The organism is Stenotrophomonas mexicanensis (genome assembly GCF_032911605.1).
GTDB classification, from domain to species: domain Bacteria; phylum Pseudomonadota; class Gammaproteobacteria; order Xanthomonadales; family Xanthomonadaceae; genus Stenotrophomonas; species Stenotrophomonas maltophilia_A.
Window position 1 is genome coordinate 113303 of the sequence record NZ_JAWJTG010000004.1, and the last position, 24190, is coordinate 137492.

At 68.1% G+C, this 24190-nt stretch carries 18 protein-coding genes; 11 read left to right on the forward strand and 7 right to left on the reverse strand.

Translation table 11 applies throughout. The annotated features are described in order from the left end of the window. Positions 1–209: 209 nt before the first annotated feature. Complete coding sequence (locus R1L06_RS03775; protein ID WP_071228638.1) at positions 210–1163, forward strand: hypothetical protein; 954 nt, start codon at positions 210–212, stop codon at positions 1161–1163. Then, the gene (plsB, locus tag R1L06_RS03780; RefSeq protein WP_032128690.1) at positions 1163–3799 is read left to right on the forward strand and encodes a glycerol-3-phosphate 1-O-acyltransferase PlsB; all 2637 of its coding nucleotides are present in this window, start codon (positions 1163–1165) and stop codon (positions 3797–3799) included. Before R1L06_RS03775 ends, plsB begins: the two co-directional genes overlap by 1 nt. Before the next feature lie 100 nt (positions 3800–3899). Here the strand turns inward: plsB and R1L06_RS03785 are convergent, their stop codons facing one another. After that, positions 3900–4103 (reverse strand): YdcH family protein, encoded by a 204-nt coding sequence (locus R1L06_RS03785; protein WP_012509637.1) that lies wholly within the window; start codon positions 4101–4103, stop codon positions 3900–3902. 91 nt (positions 4104–4194) lie between these two features. On the opposite strand from R1L06_RS03785, the gene ttcA reads away from it, so the two are divergent. The 3 genes from ttcA to R1L06_RS03800 are packed head-to-tail and all read left to right on the forward strand — an operon-like array spanning position 4195 to position 6896. Beyond that, positions 4195–5115 (forward strand): tRNA 2-thiocytidine(32) synthetase TtcA, encoded by a 921-nt coding sequence (gene ttcA / locus R1L06_RS03790; protein ID WP_183080236.1) that lies wholly within the window; start codon positions 4195–4197, stop codon positions 5113–5115. A gap of 36 nt (positions 5116–5151) precedes the next feature. Continuing rightward, positions 5152–6057, forward strand: coding sequence for a recombination-associated protein RdgC (locus R1L06_RS03795; protein WP_005411825.1), 906 nt, complete (start codon positions 5152–5154; stop codon positions 6055–6057). Positions 6058–6116: 59 nt separating this feature from the next. Then, the gene (locus tag R1L06_RS03800; RefSeq protein WP_032128692.1) at positions 6117–6896 is read left to right on the forward strand and encodes a M48 family metallopeptidase; all 780 of its coding nucleotides are present in this window, start codon (positions 6117–6119) and stop codon (positions 6894–6896) included. A gap of 400 nt (positions 6897–7296) precedes the next feature. Here R1L06_RS03800 and R1L06_RS03805 read toward each other — a convergent pair whose 3' ends face one another. Continuing rightward, on the reverse strand, positions 7297–8163 hold the full coding sequence (locus tag R1L06_RS03805) for a methylglyoxal synthase (protein ID WP_049422383.1): 867 nt from the start codon (positions 8161–8163) through the stop codon (positions 7297–7299). A 167-nt stretch (positions 8164–8330) separates the two neighbouring features. Between R1L06_RS03805 and R1L06_RS03810 the strand changes: the two genes are divergently transcribed. Then, positions 8331–10739 carry an ATP-binding protein gene (locus R1L06_RS03810; protein WP_317216951.1) on the forward strand — a complete coding sequence of 803 codons (2409 nt, stop codon included), beginning with the start codon at positions 8331–8333 and terminating at the stop codon, positions 10737–10739. Here R1L06_RS03810 and R1L06_RS03815 read toward each other — a convergent pair. The 3 genes from R1L06_RS03815 to R1L06_RS03825 form a co-directional block, all read right to left on the reverse strand. Further along, positions 10725–12170, reverse strand: coding sequence for an FAD-dependent oxidoreductase (locus tag R1L06_RS03815; RefSeq protein ID WP_014035469.1), 1446 nt, complete (start codon positions 12168–12170; stop codon positions 10725–10727). The two genes, R1L06_RS03810 and R1L06_RS03815, sit on opposite strands and share 15 nt — an antisense overlap. An 85-nt stretch (positions 12171–12255) precedes the next feature. Further along, complete coding sequence (gltB, locus tag R1L06_RS03820) at positions 12256–16710, reverse strand: glutamate synthase large subunit (protein WP_317216944.1); 4455 nt, start codon at positions 16708–16710, stop codon at positions 12256–12258. A 175-nt stretch (positions 16711–16885) separates the two neighbouring features. Then, positions 16886–17275 carry an I78 family peptidase inhibitor gene (locus tag R1L06_RS03825; protein ID WP_004133799.1) on the reverse strand — a complete coding sequence of 130 codons (390 nt, stop codon included), beginning with the start codon at positions 17273–17275 and terminating at the stop codon, positions 16886–16888. 111 nt (positions 17276–17386) lie between these two features. On the opposite strand from R1L06_RS03825, the gene R1L06_RS03830 reads away from it, so the two are divergent. Continuing rightward, positions 17387–18442 carry a DNA topoisomerase IB gene (locus R1L06_RS03830; protein ID WP_110710662.1) on the forward strand — a complete coding sequence of 352 codons (1056 nt, stop codon included), beginning with the start codon at positions 17387–17389 and terminating at the stop codon, positions 18440–18442. Here the strand turns inward: R1L06_RS03830 and R1L06_RS03835 are convergent. Further along, complete coding sequence (locus R1L06_RS03835; RefSeq protein ID WP_004153470.1) at positions 18420–18728, reverse strand: hypothetical protein; 309 nt, start codon at positions 18726–18728, stop codon at positions 18420–18422. The two genes, R1L06_RS03830 and R1L06_RS03835, sit on opposite strands and share 23 nt — an antisense overlap. 194 nt (positions 18729–18922) lie before the next feature. Between R1L06_RS03835 and R1L06_RS03840 the strand changes: the two genes are divergently transcribed. The 3 genes from R1L06_RS03840 to R1L06_RS03850 all read left to right on the forward strand — a co-directional run bounded on the left by R1L06_RS03840 (position 18923) and on the right by R1L06_RS03850 (position 22384). Further along, a complete protein-coding gene (locus R1L06_RS03840; RefSeq protein ID WP_317216945.1) occupies positions 18923–20029 on the forward strand; it encodes an SDR family oxidoreductase in 1107 nt (368 codons plus the stop codon). Positions 20030–20152: 123 nt separating this feature from the next. Beyond that, positions 20153–21568, forward strand: coding sequence for an XVIPCD domain-containing protein (locus tag R1L06_RS03845; protein ID WP_317216946.1), 1416 nt, complete (start codon positions 20153–20155; stop codon positions 21566–21568). 165 nt (positions 21569–21733) lie between these two features. Then, positions 21734–22384: a hypothetical protein gene (locus R1L06_RS03850; RefSeq protein WP_317216947.1), complete on the forward strand. Its 651-nt coding sequence runs from the start codon at positions 21734–21736 to the stop codon at positions 22382–22384. Here the strand turns inward: R1L06_RS03850 and R1L06_RS03855 are convergent. Continuing rightward, a complete protein-coding gene (locus R1L06_RS03855) occupies positions 22343–23440 on the reverse strand; it encodes a serine hydrolase domain-containing protein (RefSeq protein ID WP_317216948.1) in 1098 nt (365 codons plus the stop codon). The two genes, R1L06_RS03850 and R1L06_RS03855, sit on opposite strands and share 42 nt — an antisense overlap. A 190-nt stretch (positions 23441–23630) precedes the next feature. Here R1L06_RS03855 and R1L06_RS03860 point away from each other — a divergent pair, with 190 nt between their 5' ends. Beyond that, a complete protein-coding gene (locus R1L06_RS03860; RefSeq protein WP_004133922.1) occupies positions 23631–24017 on the forward strand; it encodes a BlaI/MecI/CopY family transcriptional regulator in 387 nt (128 codons plus the stop codon). Positions 24018–24190: the final 173 nt, after the last annotated feature.

Sequence of the window (24190 nt, forward strand, 5' to 3'; positions counted from 1 at the left end):
CCGCCATCCGGTCCTCGGACCGGACATGTGCCACAACACTGTCCACCGGCCCTGCGCCGGCTTGAAGAGCCTGTGATCCTCGTGATCCCGGCTCTTTTTTTATTCCGATCAGTGACTTGCACAAGCAACCGCGGAAACCGTGACGTCCCGGCTTGCCGCTGTCACCTCGCAGGCCGCAAGATGCGGACCGGTCCGGGGAGTCCGAGTGCATGAGCGTGGCAGTGCGAGGAAGGTCTGCGCGTGGATGGGGGCTGGCAGTCATGCTGCTGCTGGCCGTGACCGCGTGCCGTGAACCGGCCAACGATCCGGCCAGGCCGGCAGCCGAACCAGTAGCGGCGGTGCAGGCGATGGCCCTGCGCCTGGCCGAGGACGACCTGGTCGGCTATGCAAAGCTGTCGGTTCCACCCAGCCAGTATCAGCGCCTGCAGCAGGCCTGGGCCGAGGGCCACAGCCAGTGGCCGCTGACCGAGCTGCCGCTGGGTGACCAGCTGCTGCCGATGCTGGCCGCACTGCGCACGCCCAATGCCGGTGCCGAACTGCAACGCAGCTTCGACCGCCAGCTGGCCGGCCAGGCCGGTGCCGTGCGCCAGGCCGCGCAGTCGATGGGCAACTTCGGCGTGCAGTACCTGCGCCACCAGAAGGGCTATACGCCCGGCCAGCAGGCCCATTACATCGCCCTGGTGGAAACCCTCGCCAGCTGGGCGCAGGGCGCGCCGATCAGTGACCGTGCGCGTGCACGCAGCACGATCGCCGCGCTGGTGGGGGCCGCCGGCAAGGTCGGCTTCGACGATGAGGCCGGCCTGCAGGCCGCGGGCATGGAAGGCAGCCTGCAGCAGCTGGCGCCGTTCATCCATACCCTCAAGGCGGTGCTGGGCAGCTACGGGTTGGGCGTGGATGACGCGCTGCGCAGCGTGCGGGGCGAGCTGCTGTCGGTGGAGGGCGACAATGCGCTGGTACGCCTGCACTACGACCTGGCGGGGCGTGAGATGACCCTGCAGCTGCCGCTGAGCCGCCGCGAGGGCCATTGGTACCTGACCCGCACCCTGGCCGACACCGATGCCCTGCTGCGCAAGGCCGACGCGGCCCGTGCCGCAGCGGCGCCGGCACCGGCCGAGACCCCGCCCGAGGGTGGGGAAGCGGCAACACTGCCGCCTAAGCCATAATGGCGCCGATGTCGAAACAGAACCCGCTGCCGTTCCCCGGCGAAGAATCCCAGTCGACGCCCGCCGATACGGTGCCGGCGTCCCCCTCGACCGGTACCGGCCCGAACCCGGTACCGCCGCCCGCGCACGCGCGTCCGGCTGGCCGCCGCCCGCTGTGGGCTCGCCTGCTCGGCCGTCTGGTCGAACCGTGGCTGTCTCTGAAGATCGAACCGGAAGACCCGGGCCAGTACAACGATGGCCGCCCGGTCATGTACGTGCTGGAAGACTACGGCCTGTCCAATGCGCTGATCCTGGACAAGGCCTGCCGCCAGGCCGGCCTGCCATCGCCGCTGGTGCCGCTGGCCGGTGACCCGACCGGCCGCAAGCGCGCCTACCTGGCGCTGTCGCGGCGCAGCTCCAGCAACTCGCTGATTCCCGAGCAGCGCGGCGCCAAGACCCATTCGGACTCGCTGGCCAAGGTGCTGCAGGCCCATCGCGTGCGCGATGACCTGGACGTGCACCTGGTGCCGGTGTCGATCTTCGTCGGTCGCGCGCCAGACAAGCAGAGCGGCTGGTTCGCCGTGTTGTTCTCGGAAAACTGGGCGCTGGTCGGCCGCTTCCGCCGCTTGCTGGCGGTGCTGCTCAACGGCCGCAGCACCATCGTCCGCTTTGCCCCGCCGATCTCGCTGCGCAGCACCGTGGACGAAGGCCTGGAGCCGGAGCGCACGGTGCGCAAGCTGCAGCGCGTGCTGCGTACCCATTTCCGCCGCATTCGTGAATCGGTGATCGGCCCTGACCTGTCGACGCGGCGCCTGCTGGTCGACCAGGTGCTGGCCGCCGAACCGGTGCGCGAAGCGATCGCCGCACAGGCCAAGCGCGACAATTCGAAGCCGGCCGATGCCTGGAAGAAGGCACACGCCTACGCCTGGGAAATCGCCGCGGACTATTCCAGCCCGGTGGTGCGCTCGGCCAGCTTCATGCTCAGCCATGTGTGGAACCGCATCTATGCGGGCGTGCTGGTGCACCACCTGGACAAGTTCAAGGCCGCCGCGCCGGGCCACGAAGTGGTCTACGTGCCCAGCCACCGCAGCCACATGGACTACCTGCTGCTGTCCTACCTGCTGTACGACCGTGGCATCGTGCCGCCGCACATCGTTGCCGGCATCAACCTGAACCTGCCGGTGGTCGGCACCCTGCTGCGCAAGGGCGGTGCGTTCTTCATCCGCCGCTCGATCCGTGGCAACGCGCTGTACTCGGCGGTGCTCAGCGAATACGTCGCGCAGCTGGTGGCCGGTGGCTACTCGCTGGAGTACTTCGTCGAAGGCGGCCGCTCGCGTACCGGCCGACTGCTGCAGCCCAAGGGCGGCATGATCTCGATGACGCTGCGCGCGTTCCTGCGCCAGCCGCGCAAGCCGGTGCTGTTCCAGCCCATCTACATTGGCTACGAGAAGCTGATGGAGGGCGGCAGCTACCTGGACGAACTGTCCGGCCGGCCGAAGGAAAAGGAATCGATCTGGTCGCTGCTGTGGGGCATCCCCAAGGTGCTCAAGCAGAACTACGGCCAGGTGGTGGTGAACTTCGGCGAACCTATCGCACTGAACGACGTGCTCGCCGAGAAGGCGCCGGAGTGGAAGGGCGAGGCGGTCTCCGAGGACGAGAAGCCGGCGTGGCTGTCGACCACGGTGGATACGCTGGCCGAACGCATCCAGGTGCGCATCAACGGCGCCGCCGACGTCAACCCGATCAACCTGCTGGCGCTGGCCCTGCTGTCCACGCCGAAGCATGCGATGGGCGAGGCCGACCTGATCGCGCAGATCGAGCTGTGCAAGACCCTGCTGGTCGAGATGCCGTATTCGGACCGGGTGACGGTGACCCCGCACTCGCCGGAGCGGATCATCGCCCATGCCGAGGAAATCAACGTCCTCACCCGCATCAAGCACCCGCTGGGCGACGTGCTCAGCGTCAGCGGCGATACCGCGGTGCTGCTCAGTTACTTCCGCAACAACGTGGTGCACCTGTTCACCGCCTCGTCGTGGGTGGCCTGCTGCTTCCAGAACAACCGCCGCATGAGCCGCACCGGCCTGGTCCAGCTGGGCCGTACGGTATACCCGTTCCTGCAGGCCGAGCTGTTCCTGCCGTGGAGCGAGGACGAGTTCGCCCAGCGCATCGACCGGACCATCGATGTGTTCGTGCGCGAAGGCCTGCTGCAGAACGTCAACGATGACGATGGCGGCATCCTGGCGCGCAACACCGGGCAGACCGACGAGGTGTTCCGCCTGCGTGCGATCGGCCATTCGCTGCAGCAGGCGTTCGAGCGCTATTACATCGCCATCTCGGTACTGGTGAAGAACGGCCCCGGCGTGCTCGGCGCGGCCGAGCTGGAAAGCCTGTGCCAGCAGGCCGCGCAGCGGCTGAGCCTGCTCTACGCACCGGCGGCACCGGAGTTCTTCGACAAGTCCCTGTTCCGCGGCTTCATCCAGAAGCTGCGCGAGCTGCGCCTGGTGTGGCCGGACGAGAACAGCAAGCTGTTGTTCGACGAACGCCTGGACGCCTGGGCCAAGGATGCCAAGTTCATCCTCGGCCGCGAGTTGCGCCACACCATCGAAAGGGTCAGCCCGGAAGCGGCCCGCCCGGACGAGCCTGCGCCGCAGGATTGAAGGCAGCGCCGGGCGATGCCCGGCGAACGGCATGCCAACCAAGGTTGGCATCTACCGGGGCGAAGCAGTAGATCCACGCCATGCGTGGATGGGCCACCGCTCAGGCCGGTTCGTCGGGAATCTGCAGGCTTTCCAGCTTGGCGATGCAGTCCTTCAGCTGCAGCTTGCGCCGCTTCAGGCGCTTGGACTCCAGCTCGTCTTCACCGTTGGCGGCCATGCGGGTGATCTGTTCATCCAGCAGGCGGTGCTCGGCGCGCAGGGCGGCGAGGTGTTCGACGATCTCGGCGGGGCTGTAGGTGTCCACAGCCTCCGAGCATACACAGCGATGATGACTGCCGGGAGAGGGGAATTCCGACCCCCGGCCGTGGCCGCTCCGAGCCGTTAGAATGGAACCCATGAGTGCCGTGATTTCCCTTCCCGATCCCCAGCCGCGCGCCGCCCGTGATCCGCGCGTGGCCGAGCGCGAGCAGCACAAGCTGGCCAAGCGCCTGCGCCGCCAGGTCGGCGAGGCGATTGCCGACTTCGGCATGATCGAGGCCGGCGACAAGGTCATGGTCTGCCTGTCCGGCGGCAAGGACAGCTACACCCTGCTGGACGTGCTGCTGCAGCTGCAGAAGAAGGCGCCGGTGCCGTTCGAGCTGGTGGCGGTGAACCTGGACCAGAAGCAACCGGACTTCCCCGAGCACGTATTGCCGGAATACCTCGCAGGCCTGGGCGTGCCGTACCACATCATCGAGCAGGACACCTATTCGGTGGTCAGCCGGGTCATTCCGGAAGGCAAGACCATGTGTTCGCTGTGCTCGCGGTTGCGTCGTGGCGCGCTGTACAACTACGCCGAAATCCATGGCTTCACCAAGATCGCGCTGGGCCACCACCGCGACGACATGGTGGCCACGTTCTTCATGAACCTGTTCCACCACGCCAAGCTGTCGGGCATGCCGCCTAAGCTGCGCAGCGATGACGGCAGGCACGTGGTGATCCGGCCGCTGGCCTATGTGCGCGAAAGCGACATCGTCGAGTACGCACAGGCACGCCAGTTCCCGATCATTCCCTGCAACCTGTGCGGCAGCCAGGAGAACCTGCAGCGCCGCCAGGTCGGCCTGATGCTGAAGCAGTGGGAAAAGGACCACCCGGGCCGCATCGAGCAGATCGCGCGTGCCATGGGCGAAGTCCGGCCCTCGCAGCTGGCCGACACCACCCTGTTCGACTTCATGGCGCTGGGCCGTCGCGACGACGCGCCGCTGCCCGACGCCCATGCCTGGCTGGCCGGCTCCCCGGCCGACGCCGACGCAGATCCCGAGACGCCCACCGTTTAAGGTCGGTCGCCCTTCCTCTTTGCCATCCGGAATTCCATGTTCTTTCGCAACCTGACGTTCTTCCGTTTCCCGACCACCACCGATTTTTCCGAAGTCGACACCCTGCTGCCGCACGCGCTGCTGAAGCCGGTCGGCGCGCTGGAAATGAATTCGCGCGGCTTCATCTCGCCGTTCGGCCGCGAGGAGAAGGAACTGCTCTCCCACCGCATCGCCGAACATTTGTGGCTGACCGTGGGCGGCGAGGACAAGATCCTGCCGGCGGCGGTGGTCAACGACCTGCTCGAGCGCAAGCTGGAGGAGATCGAGGAGAAGGAAGGCCGCCGCCCGGGTGGCCGCGAGCGCAAGCGCATGAAGGACGACCTGCTGCATGAACTGCTGCCGCGCGCCTTCGTGAAGTCCTCGCGCAACGACGCCTTCATCGACCTGCAGCACGGCTACGTGGCGGTGGATACCTCCAGCCGCAAGACCGGCGAGTACTTCATGTCCGACATCCGCGGCCTGCTCGGCAGCTTCCCGGCGATGCCGCTGAATGCCGAAGTCGCACCGCGTTCGATCCTGACCGGCTGGATCGCCGGCGAGCCGCTGCCGACCGGGCTGAGCCTGGGCGAAGAGTGCGAGATGAAGGACCCGGTGGAAGGTGGCGCGGTGGTCAAGTGCCAGCACCAGGAACTGCGCTGCGACGAGATCGACAAGCACCTGGACGCCGGCAAGCAGGTGACCAAGCTGGCGCTGATCTTCGAAGACAACTTGTCCTTCGTGATCGGCGACGACCTGATCGTGCGCAAGCTGAAGTTCCTCGACGGCGCCCTGGACCAGCTGGAGCATGCCGACGAAGACGGCCGCCGCGCCGAGTTCGACGCCCGCTTCGCCCTGCAGAGCGCCGAGATCCGCCGCCTGTTCCTGTTGCTGGAAGAAGCCTTCAAGCTCAGCAAGGCTGACTGAACAGGCAGCCCGACGGCCGCCGGTCATCCGGCGGCCCGAAGCGGCGCTATGCTGGGCGCATGAGCCGTCTGCTGCGCCGCCTGATCAGCCCGACCCCGCCCGCCACCGTACAGCGCGACACCGTTCGCCTGCGCCTGGAGGATGCCGAGATCGAGGTGCTGCGCGTGCGCGATCCACGTGCGCGCCGCATCAAGCTGAGCGTGGACGAACGCGGCGCACGTTTGACCCTGCCGCCGCGCGCAAGCCTGGTGATGGGCGAACGCTTCCTGGAACAGCACCGCGACTGGCTGGCACTGCAGCTTCGCCAGTACCAGGGCCAGGGCCTGCCAGCACCGCTGCAGCCGGGCGAAGACGGCGTGCTGCCCCTGCGTGGCGAATTGCTGCCGCTGCGCTGGCAGGAAGGCCGCTACGCGCGGCTGGAGATCGACGCGCACGGCGCCTGCGTGCAGTGGCCGACCCGCGGCGGTGATGCCACCCTGCGCCGCCTGCTGCGCGAGTTCTACGAAGCCCAGACCCGCGCCGACGTCGGCCGCTGGCTGCCGAAGTACCTGCCCACCCTGCCGCGCGCACCCAGCCGCCTGCGTCTGAAGGTGATGTCCTCGCAATGGGGATCGTTGGCCCCGGACGGCAGCATGGCACTGGACCTGGCGCTGGTGCTGGGCCGATCCGAGGCGTTCGAGTACGTGCTGGTGCACGAACTCTGCCACCTGATCCAGCCGAATCACTCACCCGCGTTCTGGCACGAAGTGGAACAACGCTTCCCCGCCTGGCGCGAACAGCGCGACTACTTCCAGCTGGAAGGGCGGCGCTTGAAAGCTATGCTCCGGCAACTGCTGTAGCGCCAGCGCTACAGCAGTTGCCCACGCATTCTTCCTCTACCCCCGCCTTCGGCGCGCCCCTTCAACAGAAGGGGCTTCACTCAAGACCGCGTGCTGAGCAGTCGAGCAAGCTCGACGCTACAGAGTGAAGAACAACAACTCCGCGGAATGGGAGCGCGCCGCAGAGCGCGCGCAGCGCGCGACCCGCTCCTGCTCTTCCTTCTTTCTTCCGTGGTGGGCACACCGGAATCTGTCGAAGGACGGGATGGGTGGGATTGCGGGGGTGTCCGCGGCATGGATGCCGCGGCCAAGCCCCCATGGATGGGTTCACGGCGTCCCCCGCAATTCCACCCATCCCGGCCAACCTCATGACCGCGCAGGCCCAACCCACCACGAGGGGCTCAGCCGTTGGCCGAAACCCTCACCCCGCCCGCAGCGCCGCCGCCGCCGCCCACCGCGCCGCCACCCGCGGCGCCGTAATGCACACCGCCTGATCGGTCACTGTCGTCACCGCGCGCTCCAGCAGCTGGATATCCGCCTCATGCTGGCGCGCCACATGCGGATCCTCGAAGAAGATCGCGCGCTGGCAACGCCCCTCCAGCACCCGGTCGGCAATCTGCGCATCACCGCCCATCGGGCCGCTCTGGTAGCGCGTCACCCACGGCGTATCACGCGGCCAGCCCCGGCTCCAGGCCAGCTCGTTCAAACGCTGGCCGGTGGTCCCGGTGGCCACCCGCTCACCGAACCGGGCGAGCACATCGAAGTGCTCATCGGCGAAGGCCAGCATCGCCGGCTTCATCGCATCGTGCGCGATCAGCGCCAGCGTCTGGCCTTCGAACGCATGCAGGTCGTCGGCGCCGGCATCGGCTGCCAGCCCGGCGTGGACGCGCTCCACCTCCACCCAGTCGCGTGCGGTGGCCACGGTCGAAATGAACGGCTTGCCGTGGATCACGCACTGCCGCTTGAGCGCGGTTGCTTCCGGAAACACCGAGGATGGATCGACCGGGTCGATCAGGTAGATCGCGCCATCCAGTGTCCGATCCGGACCCATGCCAACGACTTCGGCGACCAGCTTCATCAGGCCACCCTCGCGTCCGTAGGGATAACGGTGCAGGCCCGCGTACCCGGTCAGGAAGCCCTGCCGTTCGATCGCGTCATGGGTGCGGCCGACCGCATGCAGCGACACGCCCAGCTCGCGCAGGCCGGCCTCGCTGCTGCGCAGCCAACGGAACAGCGCAGCGCGCGCGTCGTGGTGATGAAGACGGTTGGCAGCCAGGCCGATGCGCATCGAACGCTCCGCAGGTACGGGTGAAGGCGGCAGTGTATGTCGGCATTCCCCCATCTGGATGCTTTTACAACTTTCTTCATTGCCGTCGGCCCGCGCGTCGATAGCGTGGCAGGCAGCGGTACCGCAGCGCGGCCGTTCCTTCCGCCCGCGAGATGAGGATGCCTACCGTGAATGTCGCCGGCTTCCCGGCAGCCATTGCTGTCATGGCCAGCCTGCTGCTGCCTGCCGCGGCCTCCGCCACGGGCTGCAGCACACCGCTGCGCATCGCCTGGCCGTCCGACCGTGATCCTTTGTCGTCCAGCGAACAGGGCGAAGCCCGGGGGCTCGGCGCGGCGTACCTGAAGCTGCTGGGCGGGCAACGGCCACTGCAGCTGTTGCCCGTGCCGGCCACCAGCGTAGACCGGGACGAGCTGCCGGCCGGCACCCAGGCGCTGCTGGGATGGCCACGCTCGCAACTGCCTGCCGGATGGGTGGTCAGCACGCCCTACCTGCAACTGCCACATGTGATCGTGCGCCGGGAGGATGCGCCGCCGGTGCTGGGCCTGGAAGATCTGCGTGGACGCACCGTGGCCAGCCCCAGCCGGGTGCCGCTGCAGGGGCTGCTGGCCGAGCAGGCAGCGGGTGCGCAGCTGCTGCCACCGGCAGCGCTGGACGATGCACTCCCGCTGCTGGGTACCGGATTGATCGATGCGGTGGTCGCCAACCTCGGCGACGTCGAGGCGGCGTTGCGCCGCTACCAGGGCGATGCACTGCTGATCGCCGCGCCGGCCGGTTTCGATGATGCCCTGGTGCTGGCGACCACCCCCGCCTGCGCCGATGTCATCGCCGGCTTCGAACAGGCGCTGTCGCAGCTGACCGATACCGAACGCGATCAGATCCGCGCGGCCTGGCTGCCGGACCGGCCGCGCAACGCTCCGTCATCGTCGCCCCTGCGCTGGCTGGTGCCGGCCTCGCTGATCCTGCTCGCGCTGGCGCTGGTCCATGCCTTCGGCTACTGGCGGGTCCATCGCGAGAGCGTGCGCCGCCGAGGGGTCGAGCAGCGCCTGCAGGAGGTGACCGCGAACCTGCCGGCGGTGGTCTACCAGGCGCGTCGTTCGGCGGGCGGCCACTACAGCTTTCCGCAGATCGCCGGCGACGTGCAGGCCCTGTTCGGAATAAGCGTGGAGACCGCGCGGATCGATCACCAGCGGTTGTTGGCCGCGGTCCACCCGGACGACCGCAACCAGGTGATGGCCTGCGTCGAGATGGCTGCATTGGCGCGTGGCCCGATCGACGTCACCTTCCGCACCCGCTCGCCACAGGGCTGGCGATGGGTGCGCTCGCATGGACGGCCGTTGACCTGCGACGACAGCGACGTCGAGTGGAGCGGCTACTGGATCGACGTCAGTGAGGTGCAGTCACGTACCCGCGCGCTGGCCGAAGCGCGCCGCGAGGCCGAGCAGGCGGCACAGGCCAAGGCGCACTTCCTGGCAACGATGAGCCACGAGATCCGCACCCCGATGAGCACGCTGCTGGGCATGCTTGAACGGCTGGCGGGCAGCAGGCTGGAGCCGCGCCAGCAGCAGGTGCTGGCTACCGTCGATGATGCCGCGCGGATGCTGCGGCAGATCCTCGACGATGTACTGCACAGCCAACGCCTGGAAGGCGCACCACTGCAGCTGCGGCCCACCGACCTGGCGGCACTGGTGCGCGCGGTGCAGCAGCTGCTGATGCCGGTGGCCGCCAGCCGAGGCCTGCACCTGCAGGTGGTGCTTGATCCGGAGATGCAGCCGGGATCGCTGGCCGATGGCCTGCGCCTGCGCCAGATCCTGTTCAACCTGGCCGGCAACGCATTGAAGTTCACCCGGCAGGGCCACGTGGAACTGCAGGTGCAGGTACTGCAGCAATGTGACTGGGGCCAGCGGCTGCGCCTGCAGGTAAGCGACAGCGGCGTGGGCATCAGCGAGGAGCGCCAGCAGGCGGTGTTCGCTGCCTATACCCAGGCGGAGCGCTCGACCACGCGGCGCTTCGGCGGCAGTGGGTTGGGCCTGGCGATCTGCCGCGAGCTGGCGATCTCGATGGGGGCGGAGCTGCAGCTGCGCAGCTCGCCCGGGAAGGGCACCACGGTGTGGCTGGATCTGGACCTGGATGCCTGTGAGGCACCCGTGGCCGCGCCCGCGGCGGCGGTTGCGGACGAGCGTCCATTGCCGGCGGCGCGCGTGCTGATGGCTGAAGACCATCCCACCAACCTGCATCTGCTGGAGCAGCACCTGTGTGCGCTCGGGTTGCAGGTCCACGCCTGTACCGATGGACGGTCGGCGCTTGAAGCATGGCAGGCGCAGCCGTTCGACCTGGTCATCACCGATTGCCACATGCCGGGCATGGATGGCTTCGCGCTGGCACGGGCGATCCGTGCCGATGCCTGCCCGGCGCGTGCGCAGGTGCCGATCATCGCGCTCACCGCCAGTGTGATGGAAAGCACCCGCGAAGCCTGTCGTGCGGCTGGCATCGACCACTTCCTGGCCAAGCCGGTGGAGCCGCACGCACTGCGGGCGCTGCTGGCGGCATTGCTGGTACCGGACTCAGTGGGCCAGTAGCCGCACGATGCTGGCGGCGGCATCGCGGCCTTCGGCCACGGCGGTCACCACCAGGTCAGCACCGCGCACCGCGTCACCACCGGCGAACAGGCGCGGATGCGCGGTCTGGAATGGCAGGCGGTCCTTGCCACCGGCCACGATGCGGCCGTTGGACTGGCCTTCCACGCCCAGCTCGGCCAGCCACGCCGGCACGCTCGGCGAGAAGCCGAAGGCGATGATCACCACGTCCGCTTCCAGCAGCGATTCACTGCCTTCGATCGGCACGGCGTTCTGGCGGCCGTTGGCATCGGGCTCGCCCAGCCGGGTTTCGACTACGGTCACGCCGATCACTTCATCGTCGGCGCCGGCTTCGATCGACAGCGGCTGCCGGTTGAACAGGAAGCGCACGCCTTCTTCGCGGGCGTTGGCCACTTCGCGCGCGCTGCCGGGCATGTTGGCTTCGTCGCGGCGATAGGCGCAGGTGACCTTGGCCGCGCCCAGCCGCACCGCGCTGCGCACGCAGTCCATGCCGGTATCGCCGCCACCGAGCACCACCACGCGCTTGCCGTTGAGGTCGGGCAGGGCAATGGTGTCTTCCCAGCCGGCAATCGGCCGGCCCTTCGGGTCATCGCCGCCGACGATGCGGCTGTTCTGCACCAGGAACGGCAGGGCCGGCAGCACGCCCTTCAGGTCCTGGCCGTCGAGGCCACCATCGGTGTAGCGGTAGGCGCCGGTGCCGACGAACACCGCGTCGTGGCTGTCCAGCAGCTGCTGCACGCTGAGGTCACGGCCGATCTCCACGCCGAGGCGGAACTGCACGCCCATGCCCTCCAGCACTTCGCGGCGGCGGTGGATCACGTCCTTGTCCAGCTTGAAGCTGGGAATGCCGAACTGCAGCAGGCCGCCGATCTGCTCATAGCGGTCGTAGACCACGGCGGCAATGCCAGCGCGGGCGAGGCGATCGGCGCAGGCCAGGCCGGCTGGACCGGCGCCGATCACCGCCACGCTGTGGCCGCTGGGCTGCACCGCGCCCAGGTCAGGGCGCCAGCCGCTGGCCAGCGCGGTATCGACGATGTACTTCTCCACCGCACCGATGGTGACCGCGCCGAACTCCTCCAGCGTGCAGCTGCCCTCGCACAGGCGATCCTGCGGGCAGACCCGGCCGCACACTTCCGGCAGCGGGTTGGTGCTGTGGCATAGCGTGGCGGCTTCATGGATGCGGTTCTCCTGCACCAGCTGCAGCCACTGCGGAATGGCGTTGTGCACCGGGCACTTCCAGCTGCAGTAGGGGTTGCCGCAGTCCAGGCAACGGCCGGCCTGGTACTGGGCGTCCTCCTTGCCGAACTTGCCATACAGCTCGCCCCAGTCGCCGGACGTGCGCAGTTCCACCGGAATGCGCTGCGGCATGGTGCGGGGCAGGTCGAGGAACTGGAAGGCGTGCTTGCGGCTCATGGCGGGCTCTGTGGTGTTTTGCGGTTGCCGGCCAGCGGCCGGCACTACGTGATCCTGGGATGCCGGCCAGCGGCCGGCACTACCGTTACGCGGCGCGTCGCAGGGTTTCGGTCAGCGACTCGATGCTGGCGGCCTTCGGTTTGACCAGCCAGAACTTGCCGATGTAGTCGCGGAACTCGTCCAGGATCTGCTGCGCCCAGATGCTGCCGGTCAGCTCGCGATGGCGGCCGATCAGGCGGTGCAGGTGCTGGCGGTAGTTCTCGAAGCCTTCGGCGGACACGCGATGGATGTCGATCAGTTCGTGGTTGTAGCGGTCGACGAAATCGCGGTCGACGTCCAGCACGTAGGCCAGGCCACCGGTGAAACCGGCACCGAAGTTCAGGCCGACCTTGCCCAGCACCAGCACCACGCCATCAGTCATGTACTCGCAGCAGTGGTCACCGGCGCCTTCGACCACCGCCAGCGCGCCGGAATTGCGCACGGCGAAGCGTTCGCCGGCACGACCGGCAGCGAACAGTTCACCGCCGGTGGCACCGTACAGGCAGGTGTTGCCGATGATCGCGGTGCTGCGTGCCTCGAAGCGGGCGCCGCGCGGCGGACGCACCACCAGTCGGCCGCCGGCCATGCCCTTGCCCACGTAGTCGTTGGCTTCGCCTTCCACTTCCAGGTGCAGGCCACCGACGTTGAACGCGCCGAAGCTCTGCCCGGCACTGCCGCGGAAACGCAGTTCCAGCGGCGCCTCGGCCATGCCCTGGTTACCGTGTGCGCGTGCCACCGCACCGGCCAGGCGGGTGCCGATGCTGCGGTCGGTGTTGTGGATCAGGAAGCGGTGTTCGCCACCGCGCTTGTGTTCGATGGCCGGGGCCAGCAGGCCGTCCATCTGCGTGGCCAGGCTGTCCGGCGATTCGTACAGGCGCTGCGCGGCACAGTGGCTGCCCTCGTAGCGGGCATCGGCCAGCAGGCGTGACAGGTCCACGCGCACGCCGTCGCGCGGCGCCCCCTCGATCTGCCGCAGCAGGTCGGTGCGGCCTACGATTTCTTCCAGCGAACGCGCACCCAGGTACGACAGCCAGCCACGCACCTCCTCGGCCAGCAGGCGGAAGAAGTTCTCCACGCGCTCGGGCTGGCCGGTGAAGTGGTTCTCGCGCAGGCGGTCATCCTGGGTGGCCACGCCGGTGGCGCAGTTGTTCAGATGGCAGATGCGCAGGTACTTGCAGCCCAGCACGATCATCGGCGCGGTGCCGAAGCCGAAGCTGTCCGCACCCAGCAGTGCCGCCTTCACCACGTCCAGGCCGGTCTTCAGGCCACCGTCGGTCTGCAGCAGGGTGCGCCCGCGCAGGTCGTTGGCCAGCAGCGCCTGGTGCGCTTCGGCCACGCCCAGTTCCCACGGCACGCCGGCATAACGGATCGAGCTGACCGGCGAGGCACCGGTGCCGCCGTCATGGCCGGAGATGGTGATCAGGTCCGCTCCGGCCTTGACCACGCCCGCGGCAATCGTGCCGACGCCGGCATGGCTGACCAGCTTCACCGACACCAGCGCGGTCGGGTTGACCTGCTTGAGGTCGTAGATCAGCTGCGCCAGGTCTTCGATCGAATAGATGTCGTGGTGCGGCGGCGGCGAGATCAGGCCGATGCCCGGTCGCGCGTAGCGCAGACGTGCGATCAGTTCGTTGACCTTGTGGCCGGGCAGCTGGCCCCCCTCGCCGGGCTTGGCGCCCTGCGCGACCTTGATCTGCAGCACCTCGGCATTGACCAGATATTCAGCGGTGACGCCGAAACGGCCCGAAGCCACCTGCTTGATCTTGCTGCGCTTGGCGGTGCCATAGCGTGCGGGATCCTCACCGCCTTCGCCGGAATTGCTGCGACCACCGAGGCGGTTCATCGCAATGGCCAGCGCTTCATGCGCTTCCGGCGACAGCGCGCCGAGGCTGATGGCGGCGGTGTCGAAGCGCGGGAACAGTTCGCTGGCCGGGGCCACCTCGTCCAGCGGTACCGGCGTGGCCGCCGGCACCAGTTCCAGCAGGTCACGCAGCGCCGACGGCGGGCGCGCATGCACGGCATCGCAGTACTGCTGCCAGGCACGCGGATCGCCGCTGCGCGCCGCGCGCTGCAGGGTGGTCACCACGTCCGGGTTGTACATGTGGTACTCGCCGCCGTGCACGTATTTCAGCAGGCCACCGACATCCACGTCCTGCTGCGCATCCCAGGCCTGCGCACACAGCTCGCGTGCGTCGGCATCCAGGCGCGCGAAACCGGCACCACCGATGCGCGAAGCGGTATCCGGGAAGCACAGGTCCACGACTTCCGGTTCCAGGCCGATGATCTCGAACAGCTGCGCGCCGCGGTAGCTGGCCACGGTACAGATGCCCATCTTCGAGATGATCTTCGACAGGCCCTTGTACACGCCCTTGCGGTAGCGGCGGCCGATCTGCGACTGCTCACCGCCCTTGCTGAGCTTGAGGATGCCGCGTCGGCCCAGATCGAACAGGGTCTGGTAGGCCAGGTACGGATACACCGCCGTGGCGCCGAAGCCGAGCAGGCAGGCCATGTGGTGCGGGTCGCGCGCGGTGCCGGTCTCGACGATGAGATTCACGTCGCAGCGCAGGCCCAGCCGCGAGAGGTGGTGGTGGACGGCACTGGTGGCCAGCAGCGCATGCACCATCGGCCGCCCGGCCACCGGGTAGCGGTCGGACAACAGCAGCATCACCATGCCCTCGCGGGCGGCCTGTTCGGCTTCGGCGCAGATGCGCTCGATGCCGGCGCGCAGGCCCTCGTCTTCGCCGTAGGACAGGTCGAGCAGGCGGTTGGCCTGCACGTACTGGTCCATCTTCAGCAGCTGGCGCAGCTTGCGCTGGCTCAGTACCGGCGAGTTGAGGATGACGTGGTTCACCGTCTCCGGGCCGGCGTGGAAGATGTTGGTCTCCCTGCCGAGCTGGGTGGACAGCGACATCGCGCAGTCTTCGCGCAGCGGATCGATCGGCGGGTTGGTGACCTGCGCGAAGGCCTGGCGGAAGTAGTCGTACAGCGGGCGGCTGCGCTGGCTCAGCACCGCCATCGGCGTGTCGTCGCCCATCGAGCCAGTGGCTTCCTGCTCGGTCTCGGCCAGCGGTCGCAGCACCTGCTCCACTTCCTCGCTGCTGAGCTGGTAGAGCTTGTGGTAGCTGCGCAGCGTGCCTTCGTCGAAGGGTTCCTCCACCAGCGAGGGATCGATCAGTTCGGTCTGCAGGTAGGTCACGCCCTGCTGCAGCCATTGCTTGTACGGCGCGCGACCGCGGTTGATGCGATCCACCGCATCGGAGTCGAGCAGGTCACCGCGCTTGAGATCGATGGCCACCATTTCGCCGGGGCCGAGCTTGCCCTTGCGCACCACGCGCTCGGTCGGCACTTCCCACACGCCCGCTTCGGAGGCGACCAGGAAGTGGCGGTCGGCGGTCAGCATCCAGCGCGCCGGGCGCAGGCCGTTACGGTCCAAGGTGCACACCGCATAGCGGCTGTCGCAGGCGACGATGCCGGCCGGGCCATCCCACGGCTCGCTGTTCAGGCCGTGGAACTCGTAGAAGGCCGCCAGGTCCGGATCCTTGAATTCCAGCGACTGGGTGGCCGGCGGCACCAGGATGCGCAGCGCCTGGATCAGCTCCATGCCACCGGCCACCATCAGCTCCAGCATGTTGTCCAGGCTCTGCGAGTCAGAGCCGTGCATGGAGATGACGGGGTCGAATTCACCGATATCGAAGCGCGGCGTCTTCCACACCTTGCTGCGCGCCTGCGCCCAGCGCCGGTTGCCTTCGATGGTGTTGATCTCGCCATTGTGGGCGAGCATGCGGAACGGGTGCGCCAGCGGCCAGCGCGGCAGCGTGTTGGTGGAGAAGCGCTGGTGGAACACGATCGCGCTGGAGGCCAGCTCGCGGCGCTGCAGGTCCGGGAAGAAGCGGCTGAGCTTGTCCGGCAGCACCATGCCCTTGTAGCTGATCGCATCCGGGGTGAGGGTGGTGACGTAGAAGTCGGCGTGTTCGCGCAGCTGCTGTTCGCTGCGGCGACGGGCCAGGAACAGCGCCAGCGCGAAGCCGGCATCGTCCTGGCCGATGCCGGCGTCGACGAACACCTGCTCGATGCGCGGCAGCGTGTCGCGCGCCAGCTGGCCGCAGACGCTGTCATCGGTGGGCACCTCGCGCCAGCCGGCGACCTTGCAGCCGACCGCTTCCACCTGCGCCTGCAGCTGCGCGCGGCAGGCCTGCGCCGCGTCGGCGTCGTGCGGCAGGAACACCAGGCCGGCGGCGAAACGCGCAGCGACCGCGATGCCGGCTTCGCTGGCCAGCAGTTTCAGGAACGCATCGGGGCGGCGCAGCAGCAGGCCGCAGCCATCGCCGGTCAGGCCATCGGCGGCGACACCGCCACGATGGGTCATGCGCGAAAGCGCGGCGATGGCGGCATCAACCAACAGGCGCGATGGTTGATCGTCGAGCTGGGCGACCATGCCAAATCCACAGGCATCGCGCTCGGAACGCGGGTCGTAAAGCCCTTGGCGGTTGCGGGGGGCCATCTCTACCTCGATGCGGAATGAATTGAACGGGGACACTCAAGCCCGCTCAATCCCTGGAGCGCATCGTGAGGCCACCGGATGCCTCGACTAGATCACAGGTTGCTGCAACGCCGCAATACACGGTTGCAGGTGCAACAGAACGCGCCGGCAACCCAGTGCCGGCGCGGGGCCGGACTCAGCCGCAGCGCGCGCCGCTGACGGCGCCCTTGGCGTCCACTTCGATGTTCAGGCGGTCGCCGAGGAACTCCATCGTGGCCACGTCGTTGGGCTTGAGCACGCGCACCTGGTTGGCGCCGGCATCTTCCTGCGCCTGCTTGCCCAGCGCGTCGGTGTAGGTCTGGCCGACCAGGCTCTGCACCTGGCTGGCATCGCAGGTGCCGACCGGCGGAGCCTCGGTGGCCTTGCCGGCTTCGTCGGCCGGCGCCTTGGCGGCTTCGGCGGCCTGCTGGGCGTGGGCCGTGGCCGAATCCTGTTCATCCAGCGCCGGTGCCTGGCAGGCGGTCAGGGCCAGCACGGCCGGCAGCAACAGGGCGGAGAGCGAACGGGCGCGAATCGGGAACGACATCATGACTCCGGAAGGGGTTGTGAAGACCCGAGCATAGCGGCGAACCGGCCCTCACGTGTTTGTCTTGCGTTATCGACAGGATCGCGGCATGGCGACGGCGACACTACCGACATGCCAACCCCCTCTACTCCCGAACGACAGGCCGCACGCGCGGCCGGCCTGCGCTATGTCGACGATACCCAGCCGGGCATCAGCCGGCGCCGCGCCGGCAAGGGTTTCAGCTACCGCGATGCCGATGGTCACGCGATACGCGACGCCACCACCCTGCAACGCATCCGTGCGCTGGCGATTCCGCCGGCGTATACCGCCGTATGGATCTGCGCCCACGCCAACGGCCACCTGCAGGCCACCGGCCGCGATGCACGCGGACGCAAGCAGTACCGCTACCACGCCGACTGGGCCAAGGAGCGCGACGCCGGCAAGTTCGACCGCATCATCGCCTTTGGCGAGGCCTTGCCCACGCTGCGGCGGCGGTTGTCGCGGGATCTCAAGCGACCTGGGTTTCCGCAGGAAAAGGTGCTGGCCATGGTGGTGGCGCTGTTGGCGGACACCCTGGTGCGGGTCGGCAATGAAACCTATGCACAACAGAACCGTTCGTTCGGACTGACCACGCTGCGCAACCGCCATCTGGAGCTGCTGCGCGGCGGCCGGGTGCGCATGCGCTTCCGCGGCAAGTCCGGGCAGCTGCAGGAGGTGACCGTGGGCGACCGCAAGCTGGGACTGCTGGTGCGGCGCCTGCAGCAGCTGCCGGGGCAGGCGCTGTTCCAGTACCGCGATGACGACGGTGCGCTGCAGCCGGTGGATTCCGGCGCGGTGAACGACTACCTGCGCGAGGTGATGGGCGAGGACTTCACTGCCAAGGATTTCCGCACCTGGGGTGGCACGGTGGCGGCGGTGCAGGCGTTTGCCGCCACCGAACTGCCGGAACCGGCCAGTCAGCGCGCGCTGGCGCAGGCGCAGCGCGCGGTGGTGTGCGAAGTGGCATCGCTGCTGGGCAACACTCCGGCGGTGTGCCGCAAGGCCTACATCGACCCGTGCGTGTTCGCCGGCTGGGAGCGCGGTGAACTGGCGAAGCTGGCCGGCCTGCGTGGGCCGCGCCAGTGGGAGCAGGCCACCCTGCGCGTGCTGCGCAGGGCGCGCAGGCTCAGCCGCAGTAGATCGCGGTGATGTTGTTGGTGCGGCCCTTTTCGATGGTCAGGCGGTCGCCGCCTTCGCTGGCCGGCGGTACCCGCGGACCGTCATGGCGCAGCACCCGCACATGCAGGCTGTCGCTGTCCACGCGGGCGCGGGCCACGGTGGCATCCGAAGCGGCCAAGCCCAGTGCGCCGCGCACCATGTCGCTGTGGCACTGCCCGGAAATCACGCCGTCGATCGGCTGCACCTGGGCCATCGGTGTGCTGCTGCAGGCGGCGAGGGCGAAGCAGACGGCGGTGGTGGCGATGGCATGTTTCATGGTGGCGTTCCTTGTGTGGTTGCGTGCAGCGTGCGACGTCGCACGTGGTGGCGGAATGAATACCGTGCACATCGTGGACACGGTGCGCTCACTGCCGCCAACAGCATAGGTGGAGACACTGCAGGCGCGGCGGATGCCGCCCGTGGTAGCGCCGGCCGCTGGCCGGCAACTCCATTCCCCCCGAGGAGACCTGCATGGCCACCGCCAAGAAGACCCCCGCCCGCCGCAAGGCATCGCCGAAGGTGCGCAAAGGCAGCACCGCAACCAAGACCGTCGCCGACCCCGATCGCCCGCGCGTGGTGAAGACCGCAACCCGCAAGGCGGCCGCCAGCGATCCGCGGGCAGCGCGCGTCGCGGCCCGGCAGCGGCGCCTGCAGGACCAGGAAAAGGCCAAGGATGTGCGCGCCGCAAAGAAGGCGACAAAGAAGACCGCGACCCAGGCCGGAGCACGACGCCAGCCGGAGGCGATGCCGGCGCAGCAGCTGGCCAAGCCCGGGCACGAACACGAACTGGAGCTGGCGCCGCGTTTCCTTGCACCGGACTACACCGGCAGCGGCAAGCTGCAGGGCATGCGTGCGATCGTCACCGGTGGCGATTCCGGCATTGGCCGTGCAGTGGCGGTGCTGTTCGCACGCGAAGGCGCCGATGTGGCGGTACTGCACCTGGACGAGGCCGAGGACGCGGACATCACCCGCCAGCATGTGGAGCGCGAAGGCGGCCGCTGCGTGGTGATCGCCGGCGACGTGCGCGATCCGCGCTTCTGCAACAAGGCGGTCAAGCAGGTGGCCAAGGCCTTCGGCGGCATCGACATCCTGGTCAACAATGCCGCGTTCCAGCTGCATTGCGCGCGGCTGGAAGACCTGGAAGACGCGCACCTGCAGGAGACCCTGCAGACCAACATCGGCGGTTACATACAGATGGCGCGCGCGGTACTGCCGCATCTGGGCGAGGGTGCCAGCATCATCAACACAGGATCGGAAACGGGAATCTTCGGCAGCAAGGCGCTGATCGATTACTCGGCCACCAAGGGCGCGATCCATGCGTTCACCAAATCGCTGGCGAGCCAATTGCTACCACGTGGCATCCGGGTCAACTGTGTGGCGCCGGGGCCGGTGTGGACGCCACTGAACCCGGCCGACAAGCCGGCGGAGGACGTGGCGGAGTTTGGCAAGGACAGCGACATGGGCCGGCCTGCACAGCCCGAGGAACTGTCGCCGGCCTACGTGTTCCTGGCCTCGCCGGCCTGTGCCAGCTACATCAGCGGGGTGATCCTGCCGGTGATGGGCGGTCCACGAGGGTGAACAGCACTACTGCGTGGAGTCTGCTGAACGGGGCTTCGCGCAGGTGTGTGGCGTGTGTCAACGGCTGCGCCGGTGCGGTGGGGTAGGCTGGACTCCCATACCGATCACGTTCAGGGAAAGATCATGCCGGAGATGGATATCAACGCAGCGGCCGATGAAGTCGTCGCCCTGTTGCGGCAGAACGACGCCCGTGGCGCGGCCGCCCGCCTGGAGGCCCTCCACAACGGCCAGAGTGCGGTGGTGCAGGAATCGCTGGATCGCTACATAGCGGCGCGGGGCGCCGCCGAGCTTGAGGCGCTGCGACGGAGCGGTGGCGTATCCGCCACCGACGCGACCACGGTCAACCCGATGCTGGATCGCCTGAGCGACGCGACGCGCCCACCGCGCATGCCCGACGCCGCGGAGACTGCGGGCCTGAGCCAGGCCCAGCAGTACGACGTGTATGGCAGCATCGTGGCCCAGCGCGGCAACGCCGCGGCGAACGATGCGATGGCCACGCAGGATCGCGTGGTGCTGGGGCTGCGCGACGAGAACCGCACCACCGAGGCGCGAGGGCGTGGTGTCTACGACGACCGCATCGTGGTGCTGTGGAAGGATGCGCAGGGCCACGGCCATGTGCGCGAGTTCAACCAGGCCACGACAGAACCGACCGCCCAGTACGACGGACACGCCAAGACCACGCCACGCAGCCCTGGCTTCGGCAACGTGGCGCCGCGTACCAAGACCGAGGGCGAGGACGTCAACGGCGACCGGGTCAAGGATCTTGGACGGTTGGGCGAAGGCACCACCGAGATGCGCGCGACCACGCATCCGCGCAACGGCCATCCCGATGAGTTCGCGTTGCGCCCTTCGCAGGCGGCCATCACCGCCGGCGCTGGACGGGTGGAGCGCGACATCAATGGCGATGGCTGGTTCGATACGCGCGATACCCAGGGCGTGCAGGACCTCAACGACACCTTCAAGATCCATCGTGGCAGCCGCTCCAATACCGATTCGGCGGGCTGCCAGACCATCGGCGGCGGTGAGTACGACGACTTCGTGGCGACGGTACGCGGCACCCCCGGCCAGAACCGTTGGCAGTATGTGCTGACCTCGGTTGCGCCGGGCCAGGCGCGCGGGCTGGGACAGGACACGCCGCTCGCGGCCAATGACGATCCCCGGCAGCCGCAGCATCGCGACCATGCCCTGCAGCAGCAGATCAGCACGCACCTGCAGGCCTTGGGCGGGCGCTACGCCGAGCACGCCGATGACTACAGCCTGGTGATGCTGCGCGAAGCGAAGGCCGCAGGCATCACCCGGGTCGACCAGATCGTGGCCAGCAATCCCAGTGGCGGCCGCGCTGCGGGTGAGACACTGTTCCTGGTGCAGGGCAATCCGGGCGATCCGGCGGCCGTGCGCGCAGGCGTCAACGCAGCCGAGGTGCGCGAGGCTGCGGTGGAAACCAGCCTGCGCCAGCTGCAGCAGCAAGCGCGCGAACAGGGTGCACCCGTGCCCGCGTCGGCACAGCAGCACGAAGCACCCGCGATGGGAGGACGTTGAAGGATGGTCCGTCTACCCTTGATGTCTGGTTTGCTGTGGGTGTTGCTGCTGGCGTGCAGCGCATGTGCACCCGCCGGGGAGCACACCGTGCCGGTCGCACCCGCTGCGAAGCCTGAGACGAAACCGGAGACCTTGCCTGCGCAGGCAGGACCCACTGAACGCGGATTGCCTGCCTTACCGGAAGCTTCCGGCAGCGCCCGTCCCGGCGGCCGCTACGCTGCGCTGCCCGAACCGGCCAGGCGGGTGCTGGCGCAGTTGAAGTGCAACGTGGAGAGTGCCGGCAATGCGCAGGTACTTTCCATTCCCGCGCAGGGTGGCCAGCAGGATTTCATGGTCACCGATCGCAGCGGACCGCGTTTCCGCTACTGGATGCGCTCGTTCTCCAGCAGTGGCGGTACCACCGGGTATCTCGTGCAGCTGCAGGACTGCCCAGCAACCACCACGGGCATGCGCGCCTACATCGCGCAGGGAGCCGCACCGCTGCAGGATGTCACCGTGTCGTTGCTGGCGCAGGCCGAGCTGCCTGATGCGGCGACGATGACGGCTTACCAGGACAGGGGCGCGGGCGATCTGTTCGCCTTCATCGGGCAGCTGGACAAGGTGCCGGTGGTGCGCTGGGTGGCCGAAGCCGACCCCGAGCAGCCATTGGCCGACGATGCGCGCAGCTTCGACCATGGCAATGCCATCCACGGCGGTTTCCTGCGCTGGAACCAGGATCACTTCGAAGTGGCCAGGACCGTGCCGGCCGGGCTATGGCCCTGCGATGACAGCCCGTTATTGCCGTGCAGGGGCGACCCGTTCGTGACTGGGCGTTGAGGCATCGCGCGCATAGAAATCGGCAATGCGTGGAATGAACTGCTGTGGATTGGCACCGACCAGATTGGTCAGCACCACCACCGCGACGTCGCGGTCGGGATAGACCACGAAGGCCGAGCGCGCACCGCCGATACCGGCCACCTGAAGGTCGGGCGATGCGTGCAGCACCGGCCAGCCGCCGGCCCATGGGCCGGCACGGCCATCGGTGAGGCGCTCTGCGGTCCACATGCTCTTCCGAGGTGCATCCTGAAGCAGGCGCCCGTCGGTCAACGCGACCAGCCAGCGTGCGGTGTCATCGGCGGTGGTGAGGATGCCACCACCGGCCCACAGTGAAGGCGGAATGTCGTAGAACCAGTGCGACAGGCGCGGCGGTGCATCGGCTGCGTCGGTGGCACGCGGGGCCAGGCTGTACATCGTCGCCACATCCGGGATCAGGTCGTAGCTGTCGCCGAAGGTGGTGCGCGCCATGCGCGCGCTGCTGAACTGGCGGGTGGCGAGGAAGCGTTCGTAGGACATGCCGGATCGCTGCGCGATGATCCGTGCCAGCAGTACGTAGTTGGTCTGGTTGTAGGCGAAGCGCTGGCCAGGTAGGGCTTCGACCGGCCGCGCAGTGACGGCTGTCCACGCCTGCGCTTCGGAGCCACCGCCCAACAGCCCATTCGCATCAAGGATGTCCGGAAGGCCTGAGGTATGCGCAAGCAACTGGCGTACACGTACGTCTCTCCACGCTGCCGGAAGATCATCCAGGTAACGCGAGGCCGGCGCGTCCAGATCCAGCTGCCCCTGCTGGGCCAGCTGCGCGGCAGCCACGCCGGTGAACGCCTTGGTGGCCGAATTGAGCGGAAAGCGGGTGTCGCGCGAGGCGAGCACACCGTTCTCGACATTGGCCAGGCCATAGGCCTCGGACAACACGATCTGCCCGTCCTTGACCACCGCAATCTGCAATCCCGGGATGCGCTGCTCCAGCATGATCTGTCGGATCAGCCGGCGGGTCTGGTCGTTGGCCTGGTCCTGGCTGGCGGAGATGGCGGCGAAGGGCAGGGCACTGATGAGCATGAGCACGACTCGAAGCGTTGGGCGGAACATGCGGAATTCCGGCGGGGCGTCGAGGATCGGATGCAGTCGGCGCGTCAAAGGTTTAAGCGCGCGGTGTGCCTACCGTTCGTCGGCCCATGACTTCCGGGGGGTTGACTACAGTTGTCGTCAAGCTGACAGTGGCGACACGTGTAGTCAAGGGAGTGGTGTCATGCGTGGCAAGACGATCGGGGACCAGGAACTGGCCCTGCTGCAGTACATCGATGAACATGCGCCGGCCAGCGTCGGCGAGGTCGCCAGTGGCTACGGCGAGGCCCGTGGCCTGGCCCGGTCCACCGTGCTGACGATGATGGAGCGGCTGCGGGCGAAGGGGTATCTTCGTCGCCAGCAGCAGGACGGCGTCTACCGCTACCAGGCCACGCGTGGCCCGGAAAGCGTGCTGCAGGGTGCAGTGGCCCAGTTCGTCGACAACACCCTGCAGGGCTCGGTGTCGCCGTTCGTGGCCTACCTATCGCAGCGCCAGCAGGTCAGCGACAACGAGCTGGCCGAGCTGGAAGCGCTGGTCGCCGAACTCCAATCGCGCCGCCACGAGGGCTGAGCCATGGACACCACGATGCTGATCCCGTTGTTGGAACGGCTGGGCTGGACCAGCCTGCAGACCGTGCTGCTGGTGGCCCTGGTGTACGGCGTGTGCCGCGCACTGCCGTCGCTGTCGGCGGCCACCCGCTGCCGCCTGTGGTGGCTGGTATCGCTGCAGGCCGTGCTCGGCCT